This is a genomic window from Niallia sp. WK069_GA_01 (genome assembly GCF_983173855.1).
Map to the genome: position 1 here is coordinate 1282301 of NZ_OZ470138.1, position 13997 is coordinate 1296297.

11 protein-coding genes are annotated in these 13997 nt (G+C 35.5%); 5 read left to right on the plus strand and 6 right to left on the minus strand.

The features are described 5' to 3' along the window. Nucleotides 1-32 precede the first annotated feature (32 nt). Nucleotides 33-869, plus strand: coding sequence for a Cof-type HAD-IIB family hydrolase (locus AC5LWL_RS06115; protein WP_493433493.1), 837 nt, complete (start codon nucleotides 33-35; stop codon nucleotides 867-869). A gap of 312 nt (nucleotides 870-1181) precedes the next feature. Here the strand turns inward: AC5LWL_RS06115 and manZ are convergent, their stop codons facing one another. The 5 genes from manZ to AC5LWL_RS06140 all read right to left on the minus strand — a co-directional run bounded on the left by manZ (nucleotide 1182) and on the right by AC5LWL_RS06140 (nucleotide 7136). Beyond that, nucleotides 1182-2051, minus strand: coding sequence for a PTS mannose transporter subunit IID (gene manZ, locus AC5LWL_RS06120; protein WP_493433494.1), 870 nt, complete (start codon nucleotides 2049-2051; stop codon nucleotides 1182-1184). Between the two features lie 175 nt (nucleotides 2052-2226). Beyond that, on the minus strand, nucleotides 2227-3042 hold the full coding sequence (locus AC5LWL_RS06125) for a PTS mannose/fructose/sorbose transporter subunit IIC (RefSeq protein WP_493433495.1): 816 nt from the start codon (nucleotides 3040-3042) through the stop codon (nucleotides 2227-2229). 64 nt (nucleotides 3043-3106) lie between these two features. Next, the gene (locus AC5LWL_RS06130) at nucleotides 3107-3580 is read right to left on the minus strand and encodes a mannose/fructose/sorbose PTS transporter subunit IIB (protein ID WP_493433496.1); all 474 of its coding nucleotides are present in this window, start codon (nucleotides 3578-3580) and stop codon (nucleotides 3107-3109) included. Then, on the minus strand, nucleotides 3577-4008 hold the full coding sequence (locus AC5LWL_RS06135) for a PTS sugar transporter subunit IIA (protein ID WP_493433497.1): 432 nt from the start codon (nucleotides 4006-4008) through the stop codon (nucleotides 3577-3579). The genes AC5LWL_RS06130 and AC5LWL_RS06135 overlap by 4 nt, the downstream gene beginning before the upstream one ends. 308 nt (nucleotides 4009-4316) lie before the next feature. Continuing rightward, nucleotides 4317-7136, minus strand: a complete 2820-nt coding sequence (locus AC5LWL_RS06140; protein ID WP_493433498.1) for a sigma-54-dependent transcriptional regulator — start codon at nucleotides 7134-7136, stop codon at nucleotides 4317-4319. A 517-nt stretch (nucleotides 7137-7653) separates the two neighbouring features. Between AC5LWL_RS06140 and AC5LWL_RS06145 the strand changes: the two genes are divergently transcribed. The 3 genes from AC5LWL_RS06145 (at nucleotide 7654) to AC5LWL_RS06155 (ending at nucleotide 11970) form a co-directional block, all read left to right on the plus strand. Then, nucleotides 7654-8064: a YidH family protein gene (locus AC5LWL_RS06145; protein ID WP_493433499.1), complete on the plus strand. Its 411-nt coding sequence runs from the start codon at nucleotides 7654-7656 to the stop codon at nucleotides 8062-8064. 1740 nt (nucleotides 8065-9804) lie between these two features. Then, complete coding sequence (locus AC5LWL_RS06150; RefSeq protein WP_493433500.1) at nucleotides 9805-10971, plus strand: 3D domain-containing protein; 1167 nt, start codon at nucleotides 9805-9807, stop codon at nucleotides 10969-10971. Between the two features lie 351 nt (nucleotides 10972-11322). Then, nucleotides 11323-11970: a pentapeptide repeat-containing protein gene (locus AC5LWL_RS06155; protein WP_493433501.1), complete on the plus strand. Its 648-nt coding sequence runs from the start codon at nucleotides 11323-11325 to the stop codon at nucleotides 11968-11970. A gap of 882 nt (nucleotides 11971-12852) precedes the next feature. Here AC5LWL_RS06155 and AC5LWL_RS06160 read toward each other — a convergent pair. Continuing rightward, the gene (locus AC5LWL_RS06160; RefSeq protein WP_493436551.1) at nucleotides 12853-13281 is read right to left on the minus strand and encodes a MarR family winged helix-turn-helix transcriptional regulator; all 429 of its coding nucleotides are present in this window, start codon (nucleotides 13279-13281) and stop codon (nucleotides 12853-12855) included. A gap of 121 nt (nucleotides 13282-13402) precedes the next feature. On the opposite strand from AC5LWL_RS06160, the gene AC5LWL_RS06165 reads away from it, so the two are divergent. Continuing rightward, the gene (locus AC5LWL_RS06165; protein WP_493433502.1) at nucleotides 13403-13990 is read left to right on the plus strand and encodes an NAD(P)H-dependent oxidoreductase; all 588 of its coding nucleotides are present in this window, start codon (nucleotides 13403-13405) and stop codon (nucleotides 13988-13990) included. Nucleotides 13991-13997 lie beyond the last annotated feature (7 nt).

The following is a 13997-nucleotide window of genomic DNA, read 5'->3' on the forward strand; positions in this document are numbered from 1 at the left end:
CGATTGATGTCATTGTTAGGGAGAGGAAAAAAGTGTATAAACTTATTTTCAGTGATATTGATGGGACCTTATTAAATTCTCAACATAAAATTAGTGAAGCGACAAAAGCATCGTTAGAACTACTACAGCAAATTGGCATTCCTTTTGTACTGGTTTCTGCTAGAATGCCAAAGGGAATTCTAGCACTTCAGGCATCTTCCAAGCTAAAGGAACCGATTATATGTTTTAGTGGAGCTCTTTTATTAGGCGGAGAACAAGAAAACGGAGAAAGAGAGATAGTGTATAAGTCTACAATGAAGGAGAAGGATATAAGCGGAATATATAAATTAATATCCGCACAATTTTCTTCTATATGTTATACCATATATAGTAAAGACGAGTGGCTTGTTGAATCGCTGGAAGATGAGTGGGTAGTTCAAGAGGAGAAAATAACGAGCATCAACCCGAAGCTTGTTGATTTTCAGTTAACATCTTGTTCGTCTGTTTACAAAATTTTATGTATGGGTGAACCGCTATCTATTGATTCACTAGAAAGAGAGTTAAAGAATCATTATCCTGAATTGTCTATTTATAAATCGAAGCCAACTTATCTAGAGATTATGGCTGAGAACGTCAAAAAATCTGTTGCTATTGCGATGCTTGCAAATCAATTAGGAATAAACCAACAGGAAATTATGGCATTTGGCGATAATTATAATGATATGGATATGCTGCAGTATGCCGGATTAGGTGTGGCAATGGGGAATGCACCACAAGCTGTAAAAGAAGCTGCGGACATTGTTACAAACAGTAATGATGATGATGGGATTATGCATGTAATTAATAAATATTTTATAGATAAAATAAGTTGTAAAGAAAGTTCCTTTTAGTAAGAAATACAGTAAGTAAAGCAGTGATTATTTAAAAGTAAAGGGATTCCATTTTCTCGCGGCAACGAAGTAAAATAGAACCCCTAGCTGTGTATCTATGCAGATGAATAGGCGTCTATGCAGTGACCCTATTAGAGATTTGTTCAAAAAGTCCGGTGAAAAATGCCCGTCGAATTACTTTGTTGGCTTATCCTTTGGCTTTTCGCGTATCCAACGAGAGGATCTTCAACTATAAACAATCACAACCTATGGAAGGACTATGTTAAAAGTGGAAGATGCCTCGAACTTCTTGTTCCTTTTGACCACAAACTTTTAAGCTAAGATTTTTGCCCAATAGCCTAAAATACCGATAACAAAGATAGATAAGATTAAAATTAATGGATTTACTTTTTTCTTTAACAGTTTTGCGACAAGGAATGTTAGCAATAATGGAACTAAGCCTGGCATTAATTGATCTAATACACTTTGAATCGTTGTAACTGTTGTATTGCCAGCTTGGTCCGTTAATTCTGCTATCTTAACCGGTATATTTATACTGGTCCACTTACATACTAGGGCGCCCATTACAAAGAGACCGAGAATAGAAGCACCTTCTGTTAATTTTTGCAGTCTGTTGCCTGCAAGGTCTGAGATAATTTCCATGCCTTTGGTGTAACCATAGCGAACTCCATACCATACAACGCCTAAACGAATAACATTAAAGATTAGAAAGAATACAAGTGGACCAATAATGCTTCCAGTCAATGCAATAGATGCCCCAAGTGCCCCAAGAACAGGGCGTAATGTACCCCAGAAAATAGGATCTCCCACACCAGCAAGGGGTCCCATTAGACCAACCTTTACACCAGCTATTGAACTATCCTCAATTTCAGCTCCATTTGCTTTTTTCTCTTCCATCGCAGCATTTACGCCGATAATCGGTGCTGCTAAAAATGGTTGTGTATTAAAAAACTCTAAACCGCGTTTTAATGCTTTGTTACGCTCATCGCCCTTTTTATACAATCTTTTAATTGCTGGAATCATAGAGTAGCAGTACCCGATAGCCTGCATTCTCTCAAAGTTAAAGGATCCTAATAATAGATTGGCACGAACGAACATTTTGGTTAAATCTTTTTTTGTTAATTTTAAGTCTTCCGTTTGTTTTTCAGGTTCAATATATGTTTTCTTTAATGACTCACCCATGTTTATTGCCTCCTTTTTTTAAAAAGATAAAGTTGATCAAAATAGATAATTGTCTAGATCCAACGCTATTGTACTTCAAGTCTTTTTCCTGCGATAAGCCAACATCGACGCTTTTGCTCTTCGTGTTTTCTAAGCTAAAGTCAAAGCCCCTCAGTCCAGACGCTTCCACTTTTTATTAACTATCTAAATCATCATCTAAATCATCATCAAATCTTGCATTTGTTCCGGAAACTGCCGCAAGTCCTGCTGGGTTTTTCGTAATATTATATTTTGGATGTAATTGAATATAGACAATAGCTGCGACCACACCGATTACACCAAAAGCAACTAAGTTAAAGTTTGAAAATGCTGCGAATACGAATCCAAGGAAGAAAAACGGCATTAAATATTTTGCGCCCATCATGTTAATAATCATGGCATAACCAACAATAACTACAATTCCTCCGCCAACTTGCAGTCCTTTTGTGATAACATCTGGAATGCCATTTAACATGGCTTCGAAAGAATGGACACTGATTAAACTCACAATTAATGTTGGAATAACAACACGCAATGCTTGTATGGCGAGACCAAAGTAATGCATTCGATCAATGCCATTGAAATCTCCATTTTCCGCATATTTATCAGCGCGGTGCTGTAAGCCAATTGTTAATGTTCTTGCAAAAATGGTTAGTACTTGACCTGCTGCTGCTAAGGCAACGGCCACTGCGATGCCTTTACCGATGCTTTGATCTGCTGTAATAACTAGAATAGTAGAAATAACACTGGCCATAGCCGTATCTGGGGCCATTGCAGCACCGATATTCATCCAGCCAAGAGCCATCATTTCTAATGTTCCACCTAGAATAATCCCTGTTTTAAGATCTCCTAGTACTAGACCGATTAATGTACAAGCAACGATTGGACGATGTGTTTGAAAGGCATCTAATACACTGCCCATCCCTGTTATCGCTGCGATAACTAGGATTAAAATGATTTGTAACGTTGTCATGATTATTCACCTCTCTAAATATAGTTTTTTATAAGTTTATAAAACTATTATTTCAATTTAGCGCTTACAATTTTGTCATTAAGTCAACTTTTGGATCGGTAATGGCATGTCTAATTTCCAATTTAATATTATAGCTATTCAGTTTTTGGAATGCCTCAATATCTTTGTCGTCTACATTAATGGCATTAGCCAGCTGTCTTTTTCCTTCTTTAAAGCACATGCCGCCTACATTGATTTTATCAATTTTGACGCCGGCTTCCACCACTCTTACAATGTCAGTTGGATTGGTAAAAAGTAATAATATTTTTACTCCCTCGTATTTTGGGTTATTATAAGCTCGAACCATTTTATCAATTGGTACAACGCTTGCTTTCATTCCTGGCGGGCATACGGAAATTAGCAATGTTTTTCTTAACGTGTCTTTTGCTACCTCATCTGAGACAACAATAATACGTTCACAGTTTGCTTCTTTTGACCAAGAAGTGGCAACCTGACCATGAATTAAACGATCATCAATTCGAACTAATGTAATATTCATAATAAATCATTCTCCTCACTAGCATTGCTGTATGCTAAACTTTGTTTGAATGATTTGACTCCATCTGCTGCTGTTTGACTGACAGATTGAATTAAATCATGAAAATCATTTCTTTGCCGTTTGTCGAAGCCTTCAATTAACATTGGCAAATTAACGCCAGCGATTACATCCATTTCCTCTTTGTCTGCAGCGATTAAGGCTGCCGCGTTATATGGACTTCCACCAAACAAATCAACCATAAAAAGTGTTCCGTTGCTTCCATCTAATTCTTGTAATGCTTTGTAATATTTTGTTTGTAGATCCTCGAGACCTTCTCCTGGAGAAAATGTAACAAATGCTACATTTTCTTGTTTGCCGAAAATCATTTCAGCAGATTTGATAATCTCCCGAGAGAATTCTCCATGTGTTGCGATAATAAATGCAACCATGTCTACACCTCCTTTATTTTTTTGCCTTACACTAATATATATTGCAAGAAGCGTGCCAACTTTTAAAAAGAGAAACGATTTTTTTGTAAAAAAAGAAAAAAACGCTTATATTAAAGCGTTTTCTTTACAAGGAGAAAATAAAATATTTTTTGTATCAATGATTTTGTTAGCCGTTTTTTTTGTTTTAATACACTAAAAAACAAAAAGAATTCAGGATAGTCCTAAATTCTTCTTGTTTTGATACACTATTTTAAAAAAAGGAATCTATTGATACACTATAGGAGGTGGAGGATTTTTTTATAAAACACTTATTTTTTCATCCACTTCTCTTTAAATTCTTCAGAAAGCAAATCAGCAATATAAAAAAGTTCATCATCTGACAGCACAATATTTAACTGATTTTTGATAATGTCAAAGCAGTTTTTTATTAGTTTTATCATATTTTTTTTGTCTTCTGTTATTTCGCCGCGATAAATAAGTTCATTTTTTACAATAGCCCGTTCCATTGCAAATGCGGTATGCAGAACGATGCGAATAGTGGTAGTATTTTTAAAATGCATGCCCCATTCTCTTTCCAACTGTTGACAAAAGGATAAGAGACTCGATGTAGCGCGATAAGGGTTTAAGTAAATTAATATTTTCTTCATGCCATCTTCACATAAACTACGCAGAATTACATCTGAATGACTGTTTTTTATTAAAATAGACTCATTTCTAATTACTTGTTCCATAATTCGTTCGCCTTTTCCTTCTATAAATTCTTCCAAAGAAATAAAAGGTGCATCAATACGTGGATTTTTAACGCCTATTGAAACAATAAGGCTGTATTTTTTTTGTAGTTCTTCTATAGATTCTTTTAAGCCTACCGTTGATATTGGAATAACTTCGATTGGTTCATCTGTTAGTTCTGTTACATAAGATTTCACCATTTCTTTTAAGCGAAGCGCGGTGCCTTCTCCAGTAGAGCAAATAGTAACAATCGCTTTATTTTTATCCGTTTTTTTAGGCGTAGTTTCTAAAACCACTTCATTCTCATTATTAGTATAACGAAGGGATGTATAGATGGTATTTAAGTCCATGTCTAAAAAATTTGCCTTTCTGACGGCATCAAGTACTAATGGTGTAGAAACCATATCAATTGTTTTTACGTTGATTCCAGATTTTTCAATTATTTTTTCTTCAAAATAATACAAAGATCCCATATCTACGAGCATTAACACACCTTCACCACGATTTGTTCCCTTTACCGCATCGACGATTTTATCGAATACATCGTGAAAACTGACATCAAGGGGCATATCGACAGCCATTATATTATGTTCCCCTAATAATTCCTGCGTTACGTTTACCATCGAACTTGCTGTCGATACACCATGCGCAGCGACAACAATGCCCACCTTGCCTTTATTATTCCATTCGTCTGTTGAGATAAGAAGCAATGCTAAATACATTACCTCTAGTTCAGGAAGAACAATGGCTAATGTTTCTTCAATGATTTCTTTCATTTTAAGCGCTACTTTATATTCGTTTTGATTTTGCCGCATTGTTTCATAGATGTCCTCAAGAACTGGCATATCTTTTTTTAATCTGTTTTTTCTATTTAATAATCCTTCGATATGCAAACTGATAAAATAAATAAATTTATCATTAAAGCTCCTTTTTAGCATTGCTTCTGATAAAGAACGCAGCTTTTCTGCTAGCTGTAATACTTTTTTATCCACTAAATTCGACAGTTTAGAGAAGTTTTGTTTTGTCGCTTGCTGATAAAAGCTTTTAATATGGATTTTAATATCAGTTGTTACAAACTTGTTTATTTCTTCTTTATCAATTCCTTCATCTTTTAAGAGCCTGGCTTTATCTTCAATAATTTTATACATATCAAAGGGAAGCTCATATACATCATTTTCTAATAAATCTTCATTTCCTTCGCCTGTAATAGTGATAATGGAGTCAATAGATTTGACGATTTCTTCATTTTCTTTACGGTTTCTGCTAAGAAGGCTTAATCCTTCCTTCATTTCTGGAGGGAGCGTTTTAGCATATAAGCTAACATAAGGCTCTTGAATACTTTCTAAAAAACCTTGTGCGCAAACAAGCTGAATATTGGATTTTAATTGGCCGATATTTCCAAATGTTACACTGCCGACTAGTGCTCGCATGACATCTTCATGTACACGAATATTTTTATGAATACGAGCAGCTTCTTTCCCCAGCAAATATTTCGTTAAGTCAATTTTTTCCTTTACTTGCCGTTCATGAAAGGACGGCATCGTAATCGTAATCGGAATTCTTCGTAAGAAAGTATTTAAAAAAGAAGAGGAAGGATCTTCAGTTGTGGCGCTAATAATTAATACCTTTGCTTTTCTATTTCTTTCTGTTTCCCCTAAACGATTAAAAAGGCCGTTATCCATAAAATAAAAAATCATTTCTTGTCCTTCTGGGGGAAGGCGATGCACTTCATCTAAAAATAAAATTCCTCCATCTGCTTTTTCTACCAAGCCTTGTTTTTCAGAGTTCGCACCAGTAAATGCACCTTTAATGTGCCCAAAGAGTTGAGAAAGAAGCAATTGAGGATTATTATAATAGTCCGCACAGTTAAAGACTACAAAGGCAGACTTTTCATCCATCGTTTCAGCATATTTGGCGTAATTATGCATCATATGGGCAAACAATGTTTTACCAGAACCAGTTGGTCCAAGAATTAATGTATGCAATCCCTTTGGTGGGTACACAATAGCTGCTTTAGCCTGCTCCACTTGTTTTTTTAAACTTCCATCGACGCCGATTAATAGCCGAAATGGATTTTGATCAAATGATTTTATTACCTTTTTTTTCTTTTCATATAAATCTTTTAATGATGGAATTTCTAAAATGCTTCGGTCAAGAATATTACCGTAATTTTGTTTTATAACGTCACGAGGGATATAGAGTACAGGGCGTCGTTTGATTTTAACAATCTTTCCAGATCGGACTAAATTATTTAACTCTAAACTTACATTATTTCTTAGCATCGCCAATTCTTCTACTAACTCATTGGCGGAGAAGCCTTCTTTATCAACAAGTTCTTCTTTCGATAATTTCTCACATTTATCCACTAATAATTGGTATATTCGTTCCATTCTTTTCATCGAATCACCTCATTTATCTCATCGTGTTTTAAGGGCTAAGATCTCCACCTCTAAGCGAAGGTGGAATCTTCCAATTCGGCGGAGTAGAGTCTCAGCCTGATTCCCTGAAGTATCAGCTAGCTGAAACGAGTTCACTGAAAAATAAGCTCTTATCAAATTGTTTGTAAACCTTTTCAAAAATGTTTTCACTAGAAATAGTCGATAGTCAGCTATCCTTCTTTTTATTTTAAGGGATATTAGTAAAAAAAGCTTTAGGAAATAATCCCCCCCCTGATTTTATTTGTTTTAGGTGTAGCAGCTTATATTTTTTGCAACGTTTTTCTATAAATGGAGAATGTATTAGAAAAAGAGGTGTTAGAATGAAAAGTAAAGTAAACCAATCTTTAGTACTTGTACTTATTTCGTCTAAAAAGAAAGGATTCGCAGTATAATGTTACTAGAAATTAGATTATTATCTCTTATCTCCTATTAAATTTAAAGATTCTCTCTAAAGTTTGAGGAGTTAGCAGGGGGGATAATGGTAAGAGAGAAGGGGGAAGACGTTGTGCAAAACATAGAGAAAGAAACGAATGATTCAAAATATATTCAGCAGCATTTAGCAAATGAACGCACCTATCTTGCTTGGATCAGAACAAGCATTGCGATTATTGGAGTTGGTTTTTTAATTACGAATCTACATTTTTCTACTCAACAAACGAAGCGAGAAGTCGCCAATGTGTTAGCAGAAACAATCGGATTGACATCTATCATTATAGGAATTGTCATTATTTTATTATCAACTTATTCTTATTTTCAAAAAGGAAAGGCTATTAATATGCAAACTTTTCAATTTCCAAGACATCTAATTATTATTTTATCCATTTTAGTTGTCATCATCTTTATTGTCTTTGCTGTTTATTACTTGTTTGTATGGGGAATGCTGGCTTAAATGAAAGTAAACTATCTCCTTTGATATAGCTGTAAAGGAGATTATTTACTATCCCGTACTCTCGATAAGTAAGTTTACATTACAAAATGCTCTTCAGTGAGTCTTTCCTCATCATCCTCTGTCACATTGTAATACCGAATATACAAGTACAATGGGGTGATTTCCACATATTCCGAAATATCCAGTTTTCGTCATTAAAAAGTTAACATTAACTTTCTTTCCGTAGTTTACTCAAACTTCGCAGTTATAAATTCCTCTTCATGTATTAGCATAGCTTGGTTTAGAGTAATTAGAATAGGCTGATTGATTAATCTTGTAAACATTATTCCTTATAAATAGGGGCAAGATTCTCGTTTCAGGATGCTCGCTTTCCGTGGGGCTCGCGCTGAGCCGCTTCGGCCCTTGGCCTGCAGGGTCTCAGCTGTCTCGCTAATCCCACAGGAGTCTCGCATATCCGCTCCAATCAAGCCGTTTTGATTCATTAGTTGTTGTCGTTGAACTGGTGAAAACATCCACATTATAGAAATAGACTGAAAGTGGAATATTTCGGTAAAACAACGTTGGATAATAACATAAAAAATCAAAGCTACTAGTGTTTAGTCATTATGCCTTGTCATGAAATTCGAAGACAAGAACTTATTCTAAAACAGGTTGCTTGTAATGGAGGGTGTGAAGACTCCTGCGGGAAATGTGGGAAGGCTGAGACCGAGCGACCGAGCCTAGGTTGCCATATATAGTGGGTGGAATTCCCACCGAGAAAGAACTAGCCATTCACTCGTAGCGAGTCTTGGAGGGCAAGGGGTAACTCTTGGTTTTAAGCGTAGACAGCGAGGTAATGGGCCGTAAGCCAAATGGTTGAAGGGATAGAGCTCCGAAATCTTCCTTTAAGAGGGCTGATGTGTTGGTCTCCACAGAAAGCAATATTTCTATTTTCGCAAAATGGCGAGAAAATGGAAACCTCTTCGGAGTCGGTGACCTCGGCACGTTATACATCGATATATGGTAGCAACTCGGGAGATCCTGTTTAGTCTTTCTATGTAAATAGAGAGTATGGCGAACCAAGCGATAAAAAGCAAGCAAGCCAAAAGCTGACAGGAAGTCGGATAGCTGTGTAGTACCAAAGAAATCGGGTAATTCTGATGGAGGAAAGGCAGCTACCCTATTACAGCCCTTATGGAGAAACATTTACTATACACGGAGATAGTGATGGAATGGAAACAAAACCAGTAAGGATAGCAGAATGAAACAGTATGAAACATTTTGTAAAAGGTGATAGGGAGGAGCCGTGTGCGATAATTCCGCACGCACGGTTCTTAGAGGGATAGCGGAGCACAATCCATTTCGGAGAGGCTCCCGTCTACTCGACCCGCAAGGCAACGCCGAGGAGGCTCAGCACCCACCCCGCGGAAAGCGAAGCAATCCGTAGTGGAAAGCAACCCCCACAATAAAAAACAAGCCTCCCATTTTATAGTTTTAAACCGAGTAATATCAAGACTTGCAAACGAATTTGATGGTGCGAAGTTTGAGTAGTTCATTATAGAAAAATAGTAAAATTTCAGAAAACAACATCTTTGTCTTGCATCTTTTGTCGTATTTTAGAAGAATTCTATCTAATATAATCATAATTTGTAGAACGAAGAACGATGTAAAATACTTTTAAGGGAATTGACTTCTTAATTTAATAGAACTGTAATTTATAGCTTCTTTTCTTATGTTATAACAATAGGAGAAAGGGGTTTTATGATGCGTTCCTTAAAAAAAATCTTGGTCATCACACTGACAAGTATTATTTTCTTGTCAACAGCAATAATGGCTCATGCAGAAACGAATCAAGAAACACTGAAAGATAGGTTGAAGCAAAACGAAGATATAATCAATAATAAAGAAGCAGAAAAACAAAAAGTTTTAAAAGAACTTGATGTGATACATAATGATTTAAAGCAATCTAATAGTGAATTAGAAAAAAATAAAGAAAATACAGCAGCTGTGGAACAAGATATTGACGATTCACAAAAAAAAATAGAAAAGAAGAAAGAAGAAATTGTGATATTAGAAGATAAAGTGCTTTCTAGAAAAAAAGTGATGAAAGATCGCCTTGTTTCGCTGCAGCATAATGATCAAACGAATGTAGTGATTGATGTGCTTCTTAACGCCAAAAGTCTTTCGGATTTATTAGACCGGGCAACAGCCGTTACTGTTATTTATAATATGGATAGAGATATTTTAGAGCAGCAAGAAACGGATTTAAAAGAAATTGAAAAAGAAAAGCAGGAAATTGCTCAAGAAGAAAAATTATTACAGCAGCAATATAAAACATTAGCTTCTAATCAAATAAAACTAGAAGAAAATCTGCAAAAAAGACAAGAAGTGCTGGCTTCCTCTCAGAAAAAAATAAGCGTGCTATCCAAGGATATTTCACTTGCTGAAAATGAAAAAACAGCGATTAAAAAAGAAGTCAATCAACAAGAAGAAAATTTGAAAAAGCAGCAGCAAGAAGCAAAAGCTAGACAAAAAGCGATAGTACAGCAGAAGGAAGTAACAAAAGCGAAGACAATCAATGTAGCAGCTGTTTCTACGGAAAAGAAACAAAGTGAAAACAGCAGTAAAGAGAATAAAAACAATACTGAAATTTATGTAACAGCAACAGCGTACAGTCACGAAAGTGTGAATTCTGAAAGAACCGCACTTGGCTATAATATAAAAAAGAATCCTAATATGAAATTAATAGCTGTTGATCCTTCTGTTATTCCATTGGGATCGAGAGTTTGGGTTGAAGGATATGGGGAAGCAGTTGCTGGTGATACAGGTGGAGCAATAAAAGGGCATATAATTGATGTGCTTATGCCAAATAACAGTAAAGCAAAGGCATGGGGAAGAAAAACAGTGAAAATTATAGTGTTAGAGTAGAGGTTATTCAAAAAGTCCGGTAAAAATGACACGTCGAATTTCTTCGTTGGTTTGCTTTTCCGCTTCTCACGTATTAACACCATACGCTCCGATGCTCAGGAGCAAACCGCCTCGAACTTCTTGGTCCTTTTTATCCTCCTTTTTGAACACGCACTGTTAGATTAATCGTTTTAAATGATGAAGCTCTTACAGGAGGAAGTCTCCGGTAAGAGCTTTTTTGATATAATTAATTGTCCAGAATTTATAACAGAGAAATTTAGGGATAGAAAGAGAAATAACTCCATTAATTGTGTTACAGTATTTTTAGCAGAGATGATTAGCGTATTAAATTCTTTTTTTGGAAGGTGTATGATGGCAAAAAATTTTAAAATGGAACACCCGAAAATTCCAGCGCATTTGCAAACAGGAGATTTTCACGATATCTATGAAGAGGAAGATCCATATCTTTCTACTAGTGTGATTGCGAATGCTACACTTGATGGAGTGGAAGTAGATAAATTAGTATTGTCGAAAGTGATTTTTAGACATGTAACATTTTTAAATGCTTCATTTCATAAGATCGATATGACAGATGTTATCTTTGAAAATTGTGATTTTTCTAATGCCAATATGACGGAGGGAATCATTCATCGGGTAGCGTTTAAAGATTGTAAACTGTTAGGAATAGATCTGACAAAAGCCAATCTCGGAAACGTTACGTTCGAAAATTGCAATGCGAATTTAAGCGATTTTATTGAAACAAGCTTAAAACAGGTCTTATTTGATCAGACAATGTTAAGAAGTGCTAACTATTATGATTGTCATTTGAAAAAGGTGAAGTTTGAAAGATGCGATATGAATGATGTGAATTTCACCGAAATGTCTTTAAATGGGGTAGATCTTAGTACAAGTACATTTGATCAGCTGCATGTTGAATTAGAAGCGTTAAGAGGCTGCGAAGTTTCAGCTGATCAGGCGATTGGATTTGCAAAATTAATCGGGTTGAAGGTTAAAGAATAGCATGGTTTTGGAAAAAGTATAGACGGCAAAAAAGCAGGAAGGAAGCTAATTTCATCCTGCTTTTTGGATTTGCTCTGAAGATTCAAGTATTGACTTAACTTGGTTTAGAGCAATTAGAAAAGGATGATTGATTAATCTTTTTAGATGTTTTTTTGCAAAAATTATTCCTTATAAATAGGGGCAAGATTCTCGTTTCAGGATGCTCGCTTTCCGTGGGGCGTGCGATGAGCCTCCTCGGCGCAAGTGCCTGCGGGGTCTCATCTAACCCGCAAATCCCACAGGAGTCTCGCACCTTACACTCCAATCAAGCCGTTTTGATTCATTAGTTGCTGTCGTTGAACTGGTGAAAACATCCATCTTATAGAAATAGACTAAAAGTGCACATTTTGGGAGAACAACGTTGAATAATAACATAAAAAATCAACGCTACTAGTGTTTAGCAATCATACCTTGTCATGAAATTCGAGGACAAGAACTTATTCTAAAACAGGTTGCTTGTAACGGAGGGTGCGAAGACTCCTGCGGGAAATGTGGGAAGGCTGAGACCCCGCAACGCCCCCACCCCGCGGAAAGCGACCCCCCACAATAAAAAACAAGCCTCCAATTTTATTATTCTTAAACCGAGTAATATCAAGACTTGCAAACGAATTTGAAGGTGCGAAGTTTGAGTTAACTAGATTAAAAAACATAAATAACCAGTATAGGCAAGTCATTTAAGTACTAAATTAGAGAATGTTCGTCTTTACCTAGTATGTATTTAGTTATGTCTCAGCCTCTTTGAAAAAACGCTTGTACATTCATAGATTGTGAAATAGAACGACGGATTGTGAAGGGAATTTTGTGAAAGAAAGAATGAGAGAATGAACGTTGTCTCTAACCATACTAAAAAAACACTTTTGTATGCAGAAGATCTAAAGCTCTGTCTATTTCCGCTAATTCTTCTTGTGAAGCATCTTGGATTCGCTGTAAAAAACGAGCTTCTATATGCATAAAGACGTGATTCATCATTGTTTCTCCACCTTTGGAGAGACGTATCAATTGCTTTCTGCGATCTTTCGTATCTTCGCCTTTTTCAATCAACTTTTTTTCCAATAATTTTTTTAGTTCACGACTTGTATTCGGCATGGACATATGCTGACAATCGCTTATCTCACTAATAGTAACAGGTTGATGTATATATATATGTTCAAGGATACTATATTGGACTGGCGTAACGGTATCTGATTTGGCATCTTTTGTTAATTCATGTGTTACTTGATGAACAGAAGTTGTAAATGCCACAAATTTTTGAAATAAATCTTTCTTGTTTATCCTAATCACCTCACAAGAATAAGATAACAAAATGATTATCAAAAAACAATTATCATTTGACAATAAAAAAATAACATATTATCATTTTGTTATCAAATGATAAATAAAAGGGGATCAATTTATGAAAATGCTTGTTATTTATACACATCCTAATCACAAAAGTTTAAGTTTTGCCTTTTTGCAAAAAGTGATGGAAGGAAGCAAAGAAAACCAAGCGATTAAAGAGATAAAAGTAAGCGATTTATATGAAGAGGGGTTTGATCCCCGATTAGTATTTAATGATAAAAAACGAAGACGAGATATGCACACGGACATAAACCTTGAAAACTATCGAAATCAAATTAGCTGGGCGGATAAGATAGTCTTTATTTATCCAATTTGGTGGGGAAGACCGCCAGCAATGCTTTTAGGATATATTGACCAACTATTTGCTGCTAATTTTGCTTATAGAGATAAAGGGGGCTTATTACCAGAAGGTTTATTAAAAGGAAAGTCTGTTATATGTGTTTCCAGCATGAAGGGACCAACAAATTATCCATTAATTTTTTTGAATAATGCTCATAAAATGTTAATGAAAAGAGCACTTTTCAATTTTGTTGGAATCAAAAAAGTGAAATTCTTTGAATTTGGCAATATGGAAAGTTCAAAAGGAAAACAAAAAAAGGACTTAGATAAAATCTATCGTTATTTTAAAACAATAAAATGGTAAGAAAATC